Below are 15,200 nucleotides of genomic sequence, written 5' to 3' on the forward strand. Positions count from 1 at the left end.
CCATGACCGACTACCACCTCGCCCAGCTCAACGTCGCCTACCCGCGCGCGCCGCTCGACGACCCCTCGATGGCCGGCTTCGTCGGCGAGCTCGAACTCATCAACGCGCGCGCCGACGCCGCGCCCGGCTTCGTCTGGCGGCTCATCGGTGAGGGCTCCGACGACGCGACGATGCTGCGCCCGTTCGGGCCGGACCTGATGGTGAACATGTCGGTCTGGGAGTCGGTCGAGGCGCTGCGCGAGTTCACCTACCGCGACGGCACCCACCTGGAGCAGCTGCGCCGGCGGCGGGAGTGGTTTTCCCGCGAAGGACTCGGCTCCCACCTCGTGCTCTGGTGGATCCCCGCCGGCACGATCCCCACCGTGGAAGAGGCGTGGGAGCGGCTGGCGCTGCTCGACAAGGCGGGCCCCGGGCCCGAGGCGTTCACCCTGCGTGAGCCGCATCCCGCGCCGGCGGCGGCGCCACTCCCAGCAGGTCAGCGGCCGCCTCGGGGGTGAGCGGGGCGGAGAGCAGGTTGCCCTGGCCCAGCGCGCAGCCGAGGTCGACCAGGGCCGCGCGCTGCTCCTCGGTCTCCACGCCCTCGGCGATCACGCCGAGCCGCAGCGAGTCGGCGATCGCGAGCACCGCCCGCACGATGCCCCGGTCGGTGTCGCTCGCCGCCACGCCGCCGACGAACGAGCGGTCGACCTTGAGCAGGTCGATCGGAAACCACTTGAGGTAGTTGAGGCTGGAGTACGAGGTGCCGAAGTCGTCGAGCGCGAAGTGCAGCCCGGCGGAGCGGAGCACCGAGGCGCTCTCGGTGACGTCTTCGCGCAGGTAGCTGTGCTCGGTGACCTCCAGGCACACGTCGCCCGGGTCCACTCCGGACCGTCGCACGATGTCGAGCAGCTCGTGGGCGAGGTGGGGCTGCTGGAGCTGTACCGGCGAGAGGTTGACGTTGACCCGCATCCGCTCCCCGGCGCGCCCGTTCCACCGGGCCAGCTCGCGGCACGACTCCTCGAGCACCCAGTGTCCGATGGGGACGATCGCGCCGGTCTCCTCGGCGAGCGGGATGAACACGTCGGGCGGCACCGCGCCCCGCTGCGGGTGGGTCCACCGCAGCAGCGCCTCGAACGCGACCACCCGCCGGCTGCCCAGCTCGCAGATCGGCTGGTAGTGCACCGCGAACTGGTCGCCTTCGAGCGCGCCGAGCAGGTCGGAGCGGAGCCCGAGCCGGTCGAGCGAGCGGCTCGACGCGGCGTCGTCGAAGACCTCGATCAGGCCGAGGCCGCGGTCCTTCGCCGCGTACATGGCGGCGTCGGCGTCGCGCAGCATCGCGCTCGCGGTGGTGCGGCGGCGTACGCCGAGCACCCCGCCCACGCTCGCCGAGATGCGCACCGGCTCGTCGTGCAGCCGGAACGTGTCGTCGAGCGCGCGGGCCACCCGCCGGCCGACCTGTGCGACGTCGGCGAGGTCGCCCACGCCGTCGAGCACCACCACGAACTCGTCGCCGCCGAAGCGCCCGAGCAGGTCGCCGGGGCGCAGGCTGTGGCGCAGGCGGGCGGCCACCTGCTTGAGCAGGTCGTCGCCGGCCTCGTGGCCGAGCCGGTCGTTGACCGCCTTGAACCTGTCGAGGTCGCAGAAGAGCAGCCCGACATGGCCGGCCCCCTCGCCGTCGGCGAGTGCCTCGGCGAGCCGCTGCGCGACGAGCGTGCGGTTGGCCAGGCCGGTGAGCGGGTCGTGGGTGGCGCGCAGCCGCAGCTCGGCTTCGAGCCGCTTGCGGTCGTCGATCACGCGCGAGGAGAGCACCACGGTGCCGCCGGCCGAGGGGGCGGGGCGCAGCGCGCTCTCCACCCAGGTCCAGTGGCCGGAGCCGGTGCGCAGCCGGTACTCCACCTTGTCGCCCGAGGCGGCCCCGCGCAGCGCGCCCTCCAGCCGCGCGCGGTCGTCGGGGTGGACGAAGTCGGTGACCCGCCGCCCCACCAGCCGGTCCGGCTCGCGGGCCAGCTCGCGCCCGTGCGAGGGGGAGGCGTACGCGAAGCGCCCGTCCGCGCCGACCATCGCCACGAGGTCGCTGATCGAGTCGGTGATCAGGCGCAGCGACGACTCGCTCTGGCCGAGCGCGCGGTACAGCTCGGCGTTGGTGATCGCCGCCGCCACGTAGTTGGCGAACACGGCGAGGATCTCGACCGCGTCGCCGGTCAGCGGGCGGGGGAGCGAGCGGGCCGCGTACAGCAGGGCGCACGGCTCGCCGTCACGCATCACCGGCACGCCGACCAGCCGGCGATGCCCCTGCACCAGCACGTACGGCTCGCCCTGCCAGGCCGCCTCCCAGCCGGGCAGCTGGTCGGCCGGATCGAGGGTGTCGTCGTGTCCACTGTGGGCACGGCGGACCGCGCGGCCGTCGCGGACGGTGACCGCCCACGCGTCGTCGGCGCCGGTCAGCTCGCGCAGCAGCGCGGCCACCTCGTCGAGCAGCGGGACCAGGTCGAGGTGGCGGGCCAGCCGGTGGCCGGACTGGGCGAGGCGGGCCATCACCGCGCTCTGCTCGCGCTCGTGCAGCGCCATCCGCAGGCGGTGTGTCACCGACGCGAGCACCTGGAGGTCGAGCTGGGTGAACTCCTCACCGGCGCCGCGACACAGCACCAGCACGTCGCCCGGGTCGGCGCCGGAGCCCGCTTCTCCCGCGCTCCCCGGCCCGGATCTCGCCCGCTCCGGGTCGAGCGGGATCCACACCGCGAACCGGGCGCCGAGCGCGGCGAGCGGGGCGGGCATCGCCGACACGCCCCGCCCGCCCAACGTGGCGAGGCCGGCGCTGGCGAGCGGGCCGGCCGACTCCGCGGGCAGGGACCAGCCGGTGGTGTGCCCCGGGTCGTCCTCGGGCAGGCCGCAGGAGTGGCGCACGACCATGCGCGGCGGCGCCACGTGGGCCAGCATCGTCACGTCCGCGGAGAACACGTCGGAGAGGACCAGCAGCATCCGGTCGGTCAGCTCGCCCGGCGAGGAAGGCTGGCCGACGGCCGCCAGCAGCCGGATCAGCCGCGTGGTGTCGCGGTAGGCCTGGCGTACCGCGCTCGCGGCCTCGTCGAGCTGCCGCCGGAGCGTGGCGACGTGCTCCGCGGTCATAGGGCTATCGCCGCGACTGTCGCGTTGTGGTAGCCGGCCACGCTCGTCGTGCGGGCGAACTCGCCGTAGGTGAAGAAGCCGAACGTGGGCACGCCGGCCGCCGCGGCGTGCAGCCGGCCGGGCTCCTCGGCGCCGCGGTCGCGCAGGATGTCGAGGCGGGCCACGCAGCTGAAGACCAGCAGCACGCCCGGCTCCCGCCCGGCGACCGCGTCTTTCGCGATGCCGTCGGCCACGCTGAGCAGGTCGTCGGGCTCGCCGGCCACGATCTGCACCGCCGAGTACGGCGGGAGGGGCGCGAACGTGTTGAGCCGGCCCTCGTCGTCGAGGTACGCACCGCGGATCAGCTGCGTGCCGTCCGGCTCGATCAGGCCCAACGCGTGCGAGCGGGGCCAGCCGTCCACCGGCGCGTAGCGCAGGGACTGCTCCACGGCCCGGCCGGGGAAGTGCTCCCGGAAGACATCGAGCGCCGGCCGGCCGCCGATCTCGTGCACGACCGTGCCGTCGACGCGGGTGACGAGCATCGGCAGGCTCACCGGCCGCCAGCCGTGCGCCACCACGACATCGAGCCGGTGGGGCGAGTCGATCCAGACCGCCGCCGCGGCGTCGGCCAACACCTCGCCGTCGTGGAAGACGAACGTCTCCGCCAGCCTGCGGTCGTCGCCGGCCGCGCCGCCGGCCACCGGCACCGAGGCACCGGCCACCCGGTGAACGCCGCTGAGCAGCGTCTGGTGGTGGCCGGCGAGGCCGTCGGCGAGGAGCAGGATCGCCGCGTGCGCCAGCCGCTCGGGCCCGGCGGCGTCGCGTGCGGCCCGCGCGATCTCCCGACCCGCGGTGAACGCGTCGGCGCGCAGGCCCTTGGCCGAGGCCACGCCGAACCGGTAGGGCCCCGGGCCGAGCACCAGCACGACCACGCCTTCGCCGGGCGGGGTCAGCGTGCCGTCGTGGAACTGCCCGCTCGAGGTGGCGCCCACCAGCGGCGTGGTGCCGGTGACATCCCGCACGCCGGCGAGCAGGTCGGTGAGGCTGTGGCGCACCGACGAGTACACGACGACGAGGGTGGGTGGCGGGCCGCCCAACCGGCCCACGGCGGCCGAAGCGGCGGCGCGGCCGGCCCCCCGGGAGTCAGTCAGGTCGCTGGCGCCGACACCGGTGAGCTGGCGCGAAGCCGCGCTCCCTTGGTCACGCTGGGTAAACACGACGTATCTTCGCACACTTCGGGTCCCTGGTGGGTACCCGTGCGTGATCACTTATGCACGTTCGATGATCACCAGCGGGATGTCGCGTTCGGTGCGCGTCTGGTACACGTCGTAGTCCGGCCAGATATCAGTCATGATCTCCCAAAGGCGCGCTTTCTCCTCGGCTGTCGCGGCACGCGCCCGCGCCGGAAAGCGCTCCTCGAAGACCTGCACGAGCACCTCGGGGTCCGCCGACAGGTTGTGAAACCAGATCGGATGGTCGGCCCGCCCGCCGGCCGAGGCGACCACCAGGTATCGGTCGCCGTCGCGCCCGTAGATCAGCCCGGTGCGCCGCGCCCGCCCGAGTCGGTGGTCACGCGTGGTGAGCAGCAGCGTCGGCGCGCCGTTCCAGATGTGGCCGTCTTGCCCGCCGGTCCGCAGATAGCGACTGAGGTGCTCCTCCTGCCACGTGCCAGCCGGTGGGTCGAGCGGATGATCTAGATCGATAGTCGTCACTCGGTAGATGCTAGATGTTCCCGGGCCGCGTCAGCGGCGGGCCGCCGCTCCCGCCGGAGACCGCGGCGGCCGGCGGCTCGCGGGGCGAGCCGAGATCCCCGGCCTCCGCTGCCACGTCCGCGGGGCAAGACCCAACCGCGTGACCAACAGCGGACGGGTGAGGCCGCGGGAGCAGCGGTCCGGACCACCGCGGACGTCGCGGTAGCTCAAAATCTTTCGAAGTTAGGACGTCAGGTAGCGGTCGACCATCTCATTCCGGAAGACGCCGCGCGGGTCGTGGCTCCGGGCCAGGGCGGCGGCGTCGCGCAACCTCGGGTACCGGTCGGCGACGACCTCGGGCGCCATCGCGAAGACCTTGCCCCAGTGCGGGCGCGCGCCGAGCGGGGCCAGCCGCTCCTCGATCGCGGCGACCACCGGCGCGACCGCCTCCGCGTCCTTGACCCAGGTGAAGTGGAAGGCGACGCTGTCCCGCCCGTACGAAGGGCTGAGCCAGAGCCGGTCCGCCGCGATGGTGCGGATCTCGGAGATCTGGAGCACCGGGGCGATCCGGTCGCGCACGGCGTCCAGCGCGGCCAGCCCGGCCTCCGCGTCCTCGCGCGCCACGAAGTACTCGGTTTGCAGCTCCTCCCCGCTGCTCGGTGTGAACTCCAGCCGGAAGTGCGGCAGCCGCGCGTGCCACGGACCGGGCACGCCGAGCTGCTCGGTGCAGTTTTCGGCCGGCATGCCGGGGACCGGGTGGCGTGGGCCGTCCGCCCGCACCGCGCCCAGCCACTCGGCCGGCGGCGGGAGCGGCTCGTCGACGCGGCGCTTGACCCATATGTTGCGCACGGTGGGGCTGGCCCAGTCGGTGAACGCGCTGACGCTGTACGCCGCCGACATCACCTCGGTGAAATTCTCGCGCAGCGCGGCGAAGGGCATGCCGTCGTAGACGTACTGCTCGACGTCGAACGTGGGCTGGAGGTCGAGCGTGACGCGGGTGGCGACGCCGAACGCGCCGAGCCCGACAACCGCCGCGTCGAAGAGGTCGTCGCCTCTTTTCCGGAGAGCGATCTCACCGCCCGCCGTAACCAGCTCGATCTCCGACACGGCCGTGGCGAGCCCGCCGTTGCGTACGCCCGAGCCGTGCGTGCCGGTCGCGCACGCCCCGGCCACCGACAGGTGCGGCAGCGAGCCCAGGTTGTGCAGCGCGTACCCCTTCTCGTGCAGGTACGGCGCCAGCTCGCCGTAGCGCAGCCCGGCCGAGACGGTGACCGTGCCGGCGGCCGTGTCGACGTCCATCACAGGCGGCAGCCCGGCGACGGTGACGAGGTCGCCGGGGGAGTCGGCGACACGGCTGAACGAGTGGCCGGTGCCGAGCGCGTGGATCCGATCCGCGCCGGCGACGAGCGACTGAAGCTCCGCGACGGTCGAGGGGCGGTGCAGGCGCGCCGCGGTGAAGGTGACATTGCCGGCCCAGTTGCTGATTCGCTCTTTCACGTCCTGATGGTCTCGTACTTCCAGTACGGACGCCTCAGGTGCTTCCGCTGCGCGGACCGGTACCCTCGGGTGGTGTCTCCCTCCTCCGCCGAAACCCGTCGCGTAGCCCTGCTGACGTTGGGCTGTGCCCGTAACGAGGTCGACTCGGAGGAGCTGGCCGGCCGCCTGCACGCCGACGGGTGGGAGGTCACCACCGACGGCGAGCGCGCCGACGTGGTGCTGGTCAATACGTGCGGCTTCGTCGACAAGGCCAAGCAAGACTCGATCCAGACGCTGATGGCCGCCGCCGACACCGGTGCCAAGGTGGTCGCCGCCGGGTGCATGGCCGAGCGCTACGGGCGTGAGCTCGCCGACAGCCTGCCCGAGGCACACGCGGTGCTGGGCTTCGACGACTACCCCGAGATCGCCGCGCGGCTCGACTCGGTGCTGGCCGGCGAGCGGCTCGACGCGCACACCCCGCGCGACCGCCGCCAGCTGCTGCCGCTCACGCCGGTCGCCCGCCGGGAGAGCGACCTCGCGATCCCCGGCCACCTTCCCGCCGGGTCGTTCGGACCCGGACACGGTGTTGGGGGCCGCGCTGACGCGGACGCTGAGGTAAGTCCCGCCGGGTCGTTCGGACCCGGACACGGTGTTGGGGGCCGCGCTGACGCGGACGCTGAGGTGCGTCCCAAGCATCTGCGCCGGCGGCGCCTGGCCGACGGGCCGGTCGCCTCGCTCAAGCTGGCCAGCGGGTGCGACCGGCGGTGTGCGTTCTGCGCGATCCCCGCCTTCCGCGGCGCCTTCGTGTCGCGTACGCCCGACGAGCTGCTCGCCGAGGCCGAGTGGCTGGCCAAGACCGGCGTGCGCGAGCTGGTGCTGGTGAGTGAAAATTCCACCTCCTACGGCAAGGATCTCGGCGACCCGCGCCTGCTGGAGCGGCTGCTGCCCCAGCTCGCGGCCGTCGAGGGCATCGTGCGCGTGCGGGCCAGCTACCTCCAGCCGGCGGAGACCCGCCCCGGGCTCGTCGAGGTGATCGCCACCACACCGGGCGTCGCGCCGTACTTCGACCTGTCCTTCCAGCACTCCAGCGAGCCGGTGCTGCGGCGGATGCGGCGGTTCGGCTCGACCGAGCGCTTCCTGGAGCTGCTGGAGTCGGTGCGGGCGCTGGCCCCGGAGGCGGGCGCCCGGAGCAACTTCATCGTCGGCTTCCCGGGCGAGACCCGGTCCGATGTGGACGAGCTGGTGCGCTTCCTCACCGACGCGCGGCTCGACGCGATCGGCGTGTTCGACTACAGCGACGAAGACGGCACCGAGGCCGCCACGATGACCGGCAAGGTCGGCCGGGCGACCATCAAGCGGCGATACGAAAAGCTGCTCGGCCTGTCCGAGGAGCTGTGCGCCCAGCGGGCGTCCGAGCGGCTCGGCTCGGTCGTCGAGGTGCTCGTCGACACCGTCGAAGACGGCGTGGTCGAGGGCCGTGCCGCCCACCAGGCGCCCGAGGTCGACGGCTCGGTGACGCTGGTCGCCGGCGACGCGGGCGTCGACCTGGCCGCGCTCGTGCCCGGCGACCTGGTGCGGGCCACGGTCACCGGCACCGAGGGCGTCGACCTCGTGGCCGTGCCGACCGAGATGGTCTCGGCGGCCGCGCCATGACCGACCCCGCGCTTCGGGCCGCGCCGGTGCCGCCGGTGCCACTCGTCAACGCGGCAAACGCGATTACCGCGCTCCGGCTCGTCATGGTGCCGCTGTTCGTGGCGATGGTCGTGGCGTCCGACATGGTCGGGCGAGACTGGCGCGTCGCGGCCTGCCTGACGTTCGGGTTCGCCTCGCTCACCGACTTCGTCGACGGCTGGATCGCCCGGCGATACGGGCTGGTCACCGCGTTCGGCAAGGTCGCCGACCCGATCGCCGACAAGGCGCTCACCGGCGCCGCGCTGGTGCTGCTCTCCTGGTACGACCGGCTGCCCTGGTGGGTGACGGTGGTGATCCTGGTACGCGAGGTGGGCGTGACACTGCTGCGCTTCTGGGTGATCCGATACGGCGTGATCGCGGCCAGCAAGGGCGGCAAGATCAAGACAACCCTCCAGATCATGGCGATCGCCTGGTATCTGTGGCCGTTCCCGGATCCGATCTCCGACATCGGTCCCTGGATCATGGCCGCCGCGGTCGTGGTGACCACGGTCACCGGTCTCGACTACACCCTCCGGGCCCTCCGCATGCGGGCGGCGGCGCGTGTCTGATCCGTCGGCCGCCGCCGGGGTGGTGCACGCCCTCGTGGAGCGCAAGGAGACGCTCGCCACCATCGAGTCGCTCACCGGCGGGCTCGTCGCGGCCATGCTGGTCGAGGTGGCCGGTGCGAGCGCGGTCTACCGGGGCGGGCTGGTGGTCTACGCGACGGAGCTCAAGGCCTCGCTGGCCGGCGTGCCGGAGGATCTGCTCGACGAGCGCGGCCCGGTCGACCCCGACGTGGCGCTCGCGCTGGCCGAGGGCGGGCGTGCCCGCTGCGGCGCCGACTGGGGGCTCTCCACTACGGGTGTGGCCGGGCCCGAGCCGCAGGGCGGCAAGCCCGTGGGCCTGGTCTACGTGGCGGTGGCCGGCCCGACCGGTTCAGCCGTGCGCGAACTTTCGCTGGGCGGCGGGCGCCAAGCCATCCGCTCAGCCAGCGTGACCGAGGCCCTCCGGCTGCTGACCGAGCACCTCTAGGCCCGCTCACCTCTGTGAGTTGCGGGCGGGTAGCGGGTAACGTTGCGGGCAGCCTTTCCAGGGGAGGTGCCATGATCCTGCTACGCCGTGTGATCGGTGACGCACTGCGTGCGCGCCGGCAGGGGCAGCACCGCACCCTGCGCGAGGTCTCTACCGCCGCCAACGTGAGTCTCGGATACCTCTCCGAGATCGAGCGCGGTCAAAAGGAAGCGTCCAGCGAGCTGCTCGCCTCGATCTGCGAGGCGCTCGGCGCCCACCTCTCCGAGCTGTTGCGCGAGGTCAGCGACGAGATGGCGCTGGCCGAGCAGATGGAGCACGTGCTGGTTCCGGCCCAGGGTGGCGACCGCGACGGCCGCGACACGCCGCCGGCGGCCGCGCCGGCCCGCACGCCCGCGCCCGCCCCGGTGCCGGCCACGGCGGGTGCCGGCGAGGAGACCCCGAGCCAGCCCGAGGCCGCCGTGCACCGCATGGCCCGGCCCGGCAAGGTCGCCGGTGGCAAGATCACCGACGGTGCCGTCTCGGTCTCGATCCGCCAGGACACGCCGCTCAGCGCGGTCCTGCGCACCACGCGCACCGTGCGTCCCACCCCGCGTGACCGGGATGTAGTCTGCGTCGCCTGACGCGCGTAGGGTTTAACCGCGCGGGGCGGCATCCACCCAGGCACGGTCGGCACATACCCGGATATCCCCCTGAGGTCGCATGACGGGTTGGCGCCGGGCTGGGAGTATGGAACTCTGCCGGACCGCGGGGGCGCGCCGCCCATCGCGGTGGCGGCTCGACCGGAGTGCTGACACTGAGGGGATACCGCGAGATGGCGAACCCGTTCGTCAAGGGCTGGCGCTACTTCATGGCGTTGTTCGGCGCCAAGATCGACGAGTACGCCGATCCCAAGGTGCAGATCCAGCAGGCGATCGAAGACGCGCAGCGCCAGCACCAGGCGCTCGTCCAGCAGGCGGCCGCCGTTATCGGCAACCAGCGGCAGCTCGAGATGAAGCTTTCCCGGCAGATGTCCGAGGTGGAAAAGCTTCAGTCGATGGCCCGCCAGGCGCTGGTGCTCGCCGACAAGGCGCGGGCGGGCGGTGACGAGGCCGAGGCGGGTAAGTACGAGCAGACCGCGCAGACGCTCGCCACCCAGCTGGTCGCCGCCGAGCAGTCGATGGAGGATCTCAAGACCCTCCACGACCAGGCGCTCGGCGCAGCCGGCCAGGCCCGCCAGGCGGTGGAAAACAACGCGATGGTCCTCCAGCAAAAGCTGGCCGAGCGCACCAAGCTGCTCAGCCAGCTCGAGCAGGCCAAGATGCAGGAGACCGTGGCCCGCTCGCTGGAGTCGATGTCCGCGCTGGCCGCGCCGGGCAACACCCCTTCGCTCGACGAGGTGCGGGAGAAGATCGAGCGGCGCTACGCCAACGCGATGGGCCGCGCCGAGCTCGCCGGCAACTCGGTCGAGGGCCGCATGCTCGAGATTCAAAAGTCCACGTTGGACCTGGCCGGCTCTTCTCGGCTGGAGCAGATCCGGGCCAGCATGGCCGGTGACCAGCTCGCGTCCAAGCCGGCCGCGCCCGCGGTCGGGCAGGCCAACCCCGCCGACTCGGCCGGCGTGGCTCGCCTCGACCAGATCCGGGCCAGCATGGCCAACAAGGAAAAGACCACCGGCGACGCCAGCGCGGCCGGATAGCAGGAGGCTGCCGTGGCAGATCCCCGGGCCCGCTACTTCCGGCGGCTCCGCCGGTTGCGCCGTTCCGCGCGCCGGTGGAGCGTGCTCGCCGCGGGCCTGGGGGGCGCCGCGGCGGTCCTCACCCCGTACGCCGGCCTCGGCCTCCCCGACGCGGCCTGGGCCGCCGCGGCGGGCGGCTCGATCGCGCTGGCCGCCTGGCGGTGGGTCGACTTCCGCGCCCTGGCCGCGCAGCCCGCCCCGCCACCGCCCGACCCGGCCCTGGCCGGCGAGCAGGCCCGCGCCAAGCTGATCGCCGCCGTCCAGCGCCTGCCCGTCGGCCGTTCGGCCCTCGACGAGGTGCGCCGCCAACAGGCCCGCTTCGCCCTCCGCGGCTCGTCCGCGGCGAGCCCGTGGGCCCGCCTCGACCGCGCGTCACTCACCCTGTCCGGCCTGGCCGGCCGCCTCACCGGCCCGGGAGAGCCCGCGGTGCTGGAGGCCGCGGTGGCCGAGCAGTCACTGCGCGACCTCGCCCACCGGGTGGCCACGATCGAAAAGGCACTGCGCTTCGCCCCGGCCGACACGAGGCCCGCGCTGGAGGAGGCCAGGCAAAACCTGGTCGACCAGCTGGAGAGCGGCGTGGTGGCGTACGAACGCCTGGTCGCCGCCGCGGCCAGCTACGTGGCGGAGGACGGCCGCGCGGCCACCGAGCACCCGGCCGTGTCCCGCCTGACCGAGGCCAGCGACATGCTCCGCGGCGTGGCGGCGGGCCTGGCCGAGCTCCGCGACCTCACCGAGCCGATGCGCATCCCACCCCAGACGGCATAGACCCTTATTGCCCTGGTCCGTGTCAGCCGCTGGCCTCAGATCCTGTCGGATTGACTACCGTCGGGATGGGTTCCGCTACGCTCCGCTAGCCATTAGCGTCCTTCTATGGCCAGGAAATCCAAGGTCGCAGAGCGCGTGACCGTCGGGATCGTACTGGTCGCCTTGGTTTTGTTGTTCTGGGTCTCCGACCAGCGTCGTCTGGCGATCTTCGTTGCGCTGGCGCTGTTCGTTCCTTACCTGGCTTTGGTCGCACCATTCAAGTGCGGCGGCTACACGCGCCAGCGAAAAGCTTGCCGCCTTATCGGCTGCGGCTTGCTGATCGGCTGCCGCCACCACCGCTTCGACCGCATCGGGAGAATCTTCGGCCACGACCGCGACCAGGCGGCGACCACGTACGAGTACCCCGATCAGCCGGTCCATGCCGCCCAATCAGGTGGGATCCCCACAACGCCGGCGGGGCAGCCGACGCGCCTGCGTGCCTTCGACATGCTGTCGCTGGCCGTCGGTGCCAGCAGCATGATCGCAGGTTGGCTTGCCCTATGGATCGGGCCCAGCTGACGGAGCTGCTGTGGTATCCGAACTTCCGACGCGTCGACACCCGTTAATCGTTTTGGTAAGCGCGCGTCCGCGTCCTCGAATGCGATTCTGATCGCACAGATCATGCGATGGTGAGACGTCCATCTCCCGTGGCAGGATCCGCCGCGCCGGTCGTCAGGCGGTGGTTTGGAACGAGCGCTTCGAAAAGCCCATCATGTAGCCGTCGATGGTCGTGTCTACCGGGTGGTCAGGGCGGTCGGCGGCGCCCAGTGTGACGAAGAGCGGGATGTAGTGGTCGGGCGTCGGGTGTGCGTACGGCATGCCGGGCGCGTGGTCGCGATAGCTGGCGAGCGTGTCCACGTCGCCGCGGGCCAGGGCGTCGGCCACCCAGGCGTCGAAGTCGGCGGACCAGGCGGGCACCGTGCCGTGCAGAAACATCTCGCGGGTGACGAACGGCAGGCCGTGTGTCATGAAGCCGGAGCCGATCACCAGCACGCCCTCCTGCCGCAGCGGGCGGAGTCTCGCGCCGATGTCGAGCAGGCGGGCCGGGTCGTGGGTGGGCAGGCTGAGCTGGAGCACCGGGATGTCCGCCAGCGGATACATGGCCATCAGCGGCACCCAGGCGCCGTGGTCGAGCCCGCGGCTCGGGTGCTGGTGCACCGGCTCGGTGTCGGGCATGGCGGCGGCGACGCGGCGGGCGAGCGTGGTGGCGTCGGGCGTGCCGTACTCCATCTCGTAGTAGCGCGGATGGAAGCCGCCGAAGTCGTAGACCAGCGGGGTGTTCGCGGCCGGTGCGGAGAGGCTCAGCGGGGCGGTCTCCCAGTGCGCGGAGACGATGACGATGCCGCGCGGCTTGGGGAGGGCCTGCGCCCAGTCGAAGAGCTGCCGCAGCCAGGGGCCGTCGTCGAAGAGGGGCGGCGCGCCGTGGCTGAGGTAGAGGGCGGGCAGGGCACCGTCGGCCGGTATCCAGGCCCGGTGGGTGCGGGCTTTGGTCAGGGCCTCGGGGAGAAACGCGTCGTACGCGCCCGCGGGGATCATCGGGGGGCCTTTCAGCGGGTGGGGCAGGTGCCGTCGGGTCGATCGCGCCCATGACGCGCCGGCCGATCGTGCCCAGCTGGCGCTGCTGGGCCTTGGTGAGGGGGTCGAAGACGAGGCGGCGGACCTCCTCGACGTGTCCCGGCGCGGTCGCCACCACCGTGGCCCGACCGTCCTCGGTGAGGGTGGCGAGCGTGTAGCGGCCGTCGGCCGGATCCGGGGTGCGCCGCACCTAGCCGCGCCGCTCGAGCCGGCCGACCACCTGGGAGAGGCGGGGCAGCGAGGCGTCGGCGAACGAGGCGAGGTCGCTCATCCGCAGCCAGACCATATCTTCACTTGCGCCTTTAAGTGATTGCCGGGACCGATCGTCCTGGTGAGCGGCTGGTCGCGCGCGCGATCGGATCCACAACGGTGAAGAGTGCTTTGTCCATAAGGAGTCCAGGAAAGATGACCGAAGATCCGGCCCGGAAAGGTTGGCGTGAACGCGTGGCTGAAGTGTGCCGGCAGACGGCTCAACTCAGTGACGGCGTCTGCCTGAGCACCAGCATTCTGGGCCAAGGAGAGGTCGCCCTGGTGAGCGGCGTCGTCTCTACAGGGCTGAGGCTCGCTGTGGCGTGTCTGGACTGAGGAGCGCGGCGCCGCGCTCAGCCTGATACGAGCGCGACCGGGCCGAGCAGCCAGGCGTCCGTCGTCGCCGACGCGGTGAGGGTGGGGGAGCGCGGGCGGGCGGGCAGCACGCGGGCGTCCGTGCCCAGCGTGTGCCAGCCCGCCGGCGTGCCGTCCGACCGGCTCGCGGCCACGTTGTCGCCGCCGGCCGCCGCGCCGCCGATGACGAGGCGATCGCCGGCCAGCGTGCGGTCGCCCTCCCAGGCGACCAGGCCTATGCTCGCCGGGCCGGGCGCGCCCCACAGTGGGGACGAGTACGAGCCGCCGCGGGCCACCGGCGTGAAGGCGTCGAAGACGGCCACCGTCCGCTGTGTACCGCCGCCGTCCGCGACCACGACGAGGGCCCAGCCGGCGTACGTGTTGTAGCCGCCCTTGAAGGCCTCGCGCTCCACGGCGACCCACCACGTGCCGCCGCCCCGGGCGCCCCGCGCGAGTGCGGTGACGTCGGCCGACGCCTGGTACACGTCTCCGAAGTCGGCCGCCGAGGCGGTGTCCACGCGGGTGGCCGCCACCGGGGCGTACCCGTCCGCGCCGGGCACCCGCAGCCGCGCGACCGGCTCGTTGGGGCGGGGTCCGGTGCCGGACCAGTAGAGGCCGGCCCAGAGCACCTTCCCGCGCACGGGGATCGCCGCTCCGCTCACCGCCGCGCCGTACGGGTAGCCGGCCGGCGCCCGCGTGTCGGTGTAGCGGGTCATGTGGTAGTCGCCGTTGTCGGCCGCGCGCTGGCCCGACCGCGCGTCCGGGCAGGTGCGCGAGGTGTCGCCGCAGGAGAGCAGCGAGTTGCCGCCGACCGCGAGCGCGACCGGTGCCGTGCCGGCGAAGGTCGCGGGGAGCCCACTGGCCCGTACCCCGGCCGTAGCGGTCGCCGCCACCGCGCGGGCCCGCGGCGCGGTGAGCTGGACCCGCGGCGGGTCGTCGGCCGCCGTGTCGGAGACGGTGACCGGCAGGTACGCGCGCGTGGTGCCACCGGCGGCCAACGCGGATCGTCCACAGCGGACGGCGGCGCAGGTCCAGCCGTCGCCCGCCGGTCCTGAGCGGAGGCTCACTCCACGAGGGAGGGTCAGCCGCGCGGTGAGTGGACCGGTGTCCGGCAGTGCCAGGCTGCCACCCACGCCGCCCCGCTGTCCGGAGTGGACGACCGTCAGCGCGAGCACGCCCGGCCGCCCGCGCACCAGGGTGCCAACCGGCTCCAGCCGCGCCTCCAGAGCCGCCGGAGGCGACGATGGCGATGGAGATTGCGACGGCGTGGGTGGCGGCGGAGCGGCGGACGAGGGTTCCGAAACAGAGGGCGAGGGCACGACCGGAGGCGGCACCGTCGCGGCCGGGGGAGGCGGTGGCGCCGCGGGAGCCGCGGAAGGAGGCGGCCCGGCCACCGGCGTCGGCTGGCTGGTGAGCAGCATGGCCAGCGCCGCCACCGCGGCCGCGACCGCCGCGGCACCGGCCGCCGCCTGCACCGAGCGGCGCCGCAGCAGCCGCCGCACGAGCGCGGAACCCGCCGAGCCCGCGGAGCCGGCGCCGGCGCCGCTCAG

At 73.2% G+C, this 15,200-nt stretch carries 13 protein-coding genes and 1 pseudogene; 8 read left to right on the top strand and 6 right to left on the bottom strand.

What is annotated here, in order from left to right:
* The first annotated feature begins 2 nt into the window (after window positions 1–2).
* A complete protein-coding gene (locus AC5L36_RS21310; protein ID WP_441215388.1) occupies window positions 3–497 on the top strand; it encodes a DUF3291 domain-containing protein in 495 nt (164 codons plus the stop codon).
* Here the strand turns inward: AC5L36_RS21310 and AC5L36_RS21315 are convergent.
* The 4 genes from AC5L36_RS21315 to AC5L36_RS21330 all read right to left on the bottom strand — a co-directional run bounded on the left by AC5L36_RS21315 (window position 424) and on the right by AC5L36_RS21330 (window position 6,272).
* Window positions 424–3,105 (bottom strand): putative bifunctional diguanylate cyclase/phosphodiesterase, encoded by a 2,682-nt coding sequence (locus tag AC5L36_RS21315; RefSeq protein ID WP_441215389.1) that lies wholly within the window; start codon window positions 3,103–3,105, stop codon window positions 424–426. The genes AC5L36_RS21310 and AC5L36_RS21315 overlap by 74 nt on opposite strands.
* Window positions 3,102–4,316: an FIST signal transduction protein gene (locus AC5L36_RS21320; RefSeq protein ID WP_441215390.1), complete on the bottom strand. Its 1,215-nt coding sequence runs from the start codon at window positions 4,314–4,316 to the stop codon at window positions 3,102–3,104. Before AC5L36_RS21320 ends, AC5L36_RS21315 begins: the two co-directional genes overlap by 4 nt.
* 36 nt (window positions 4,317–4,352) lie before the next feature.
* Window positions 4,353–4,796 carry a nitroreductase family deazaflavin-dependent oxidoreductase gene (locus AC5L36_RS21325; RefSeq protein WP_441215391.1) on the bottom strand — a complete coding sequence of 148 codons (444 nt, stop codon included), beginning with the start codon at window positions 4,794–4,796 and terminating at the stop codon, window positions 4,353–4,355.
* Window positions 4,797–5,018: 222 nt separating this feature from the next.
* The gene (locus tag AC5L36_RS21330) at window positions 5,019–6,272 is read right to left on the bottom strand and encodes an FAD-binding protein (protein ID WP_441215392.1); all 1,254 of its coding nucleotides are present in this window, start codon (window positions 6,270–6,272) and stop codon (window positions 5,019–5,021) included.
* A gap of 69 nt (window positions 6,273–6,341) precedes the next feature.
* On the opposite strand from AC5L36_RS21330, the gene rimO reads away from it, so the two are divergent.
* From rimO to AC5L36_RS21365, 7 genes are all read left to right on the top strand, one after another.
* Window positions 6,342–7,904, top strand: a complete 1,563-nt coding sequence (rimO, locus tag AC5L36_RS21335; RefSeq protein WP_441215393.1) for a 30S ribosomal protein S12 methylthiotransferase RimO — start codon at window positions 6,342–6,344, stop codon at window positions 7,902–7,904.
* Window positions 7,901–8,491: a CDP-diacylglycerol--glycerol-3-phosphate 3-phosphatidyltransferase gene (gene pgsA / locus AC5L36_RS21340; protein ID WP_441215394.1), complete on the top strand. Its 591-nt coding sequence runs from the start codon at window positions 7,901–7,903 to the stop codon at window positions 8,489–8,491. Before rimO ends, pgsA begins: the two co-directional genes overlap by 4 nt.
* Window positions 8,484–8,954 (top strand): CinA family protein, encoded by a 471-nt coding sequence (locus AC5L36_RS21345; protein WP_441215395.1) that lies wholly within the window; start codon window positions 8,484–8,486, stop codon window positions 8,952–8,954. Before pgsA ends, AC5L36_RS21345 begins: the two co-directional genes overlap by 8 nt.
* Window positions 8,955–9,025: 71 nt before the next feature.
* Entirely contained in the window at window positions 9,026–9,574 is a 549-nt protein-coding gene (locus AC5L36_RS21350) for a helix-turn-helix domain-containing protein (protein WP_441215396.1), read from the top strand.
* Window positions 9,575–9,765: 191 nt separating this feature from the next.
* Entirely contained in the window at window positions 9,766–10,629 is an 864-nt protein-coding gene (locus AC5L36_RS21355) for a PspA/IM30 family protein (RefSeq protein ID WP_441215397.1), read from the top strand.
* A gap of 12 nt (window positions 10,630–10,641) precedes the next feature.
* Entirely contained in the window at window positions 10,642–11,433 is a 792-nt protein-coding gene (pspM, locus tag AC5L36_RS21360; protein ID WP_441215398.1) for a phage shock envelope stress response protein PspM, read from the top strand.
* 105 nt (window positions 11,434–11,538) lie between these two features.
* Window positions 11,539–11,991, top strand: a complete 453-nt coding sequence (locus AC5L36_RS21365; protein ID WP_441215399.1) for a hypothetical protein — start codon at window positions 11,539–11,541, stop codon at window positions 11,989–11,991.
* A 153-nt stretch (window positions 11,992–12,144) separates the two neighbouring features.
* On the opposite strand, the gene AC5L36_RS21370 is transcribed toward AC5L36_RS21365, so the two are convergent.
* Together AC5L36_RS21370 and AC5L36_RS21375 are read right to left on the bottom strand one after the other, a co-directional pair.
* Window positions 12,145–13,008 (bottom strand): dioxygenase family protein, encoded by an 864-nt coding sequence (locus AC5L36_RS21370; protein ID WP_441215400.1) that lies wholly within the window; start codon window positions 13,006–13,008, stop codon window positions 12,145–12,147.
* A 641-nt stretch (window positions 13,009–13,649) separates the two neighbouring features.
* Window positions 13,650–15,200, bottom strand: a pseudogene (locus AC5L36_RS21375) (hypothetical protein); the annotation flags it as partial.

The organism is Phytohabitans sp. LZ39 (assembly GCF_059359075.1).

What these genes read in the sequence shown, in the direction of transcription:
- AC5L36_RS21310 (WP_441215388.1), top strand. Translation starts at nt 3, where the DNA reads ATGACCGACTACCACCTCGCCCAGCTCAACGTCGCCTACCCGCGCGCG.
- AC5L36_RS21315 (WP_441215389.1), bottom strand. Translation starts at nt 3,105, where the DNA reads ATGACCGCGGAGCACGTCGCCACGCTCCGGCGGCAGCTCGACGAGGCC.
- pgsA (WP_441215394.1), top strand. Translation starts at nt 7,901, where the DNA reads ATGACCGACCCCGCGCTTCGGGCCGCGCCGGTGCCGCCGGTGCCACTC.
- AC5L36_RS21350 (WP_441215396.1), top strand. Translation starts at nt 9,026, where the DNA reads ATGATCCTGCTACGCCGTGTGATCGGTGACGCACTGCGTGCGCGCCGG.
- AC5L36_RS21355 (WP_441215397.1), top strand. Translation starts at nt 9,766, where the DNA reads ATGGCGAACCCGTTCGTCAAGGGCTGGCGCTACTTCATGGCGTTGTTC.
- AC5L36_RS21365 (WP_441215399.1), top strand. Translation starts at nt 11,539, where the DNA reads ATGGCCAGGAAATCCAAGGTCGCAGAGCGCGTGACCGTCGGGATCGTA.
- AC5L36_RS21370 (WP_441215400.1), bottom strand. Translation starts at nt 13,008, where the DNA reads ATGATCCCCGCGGGCGCGTACGACGCGTTTCTCCCCGAGGCCCTGACC.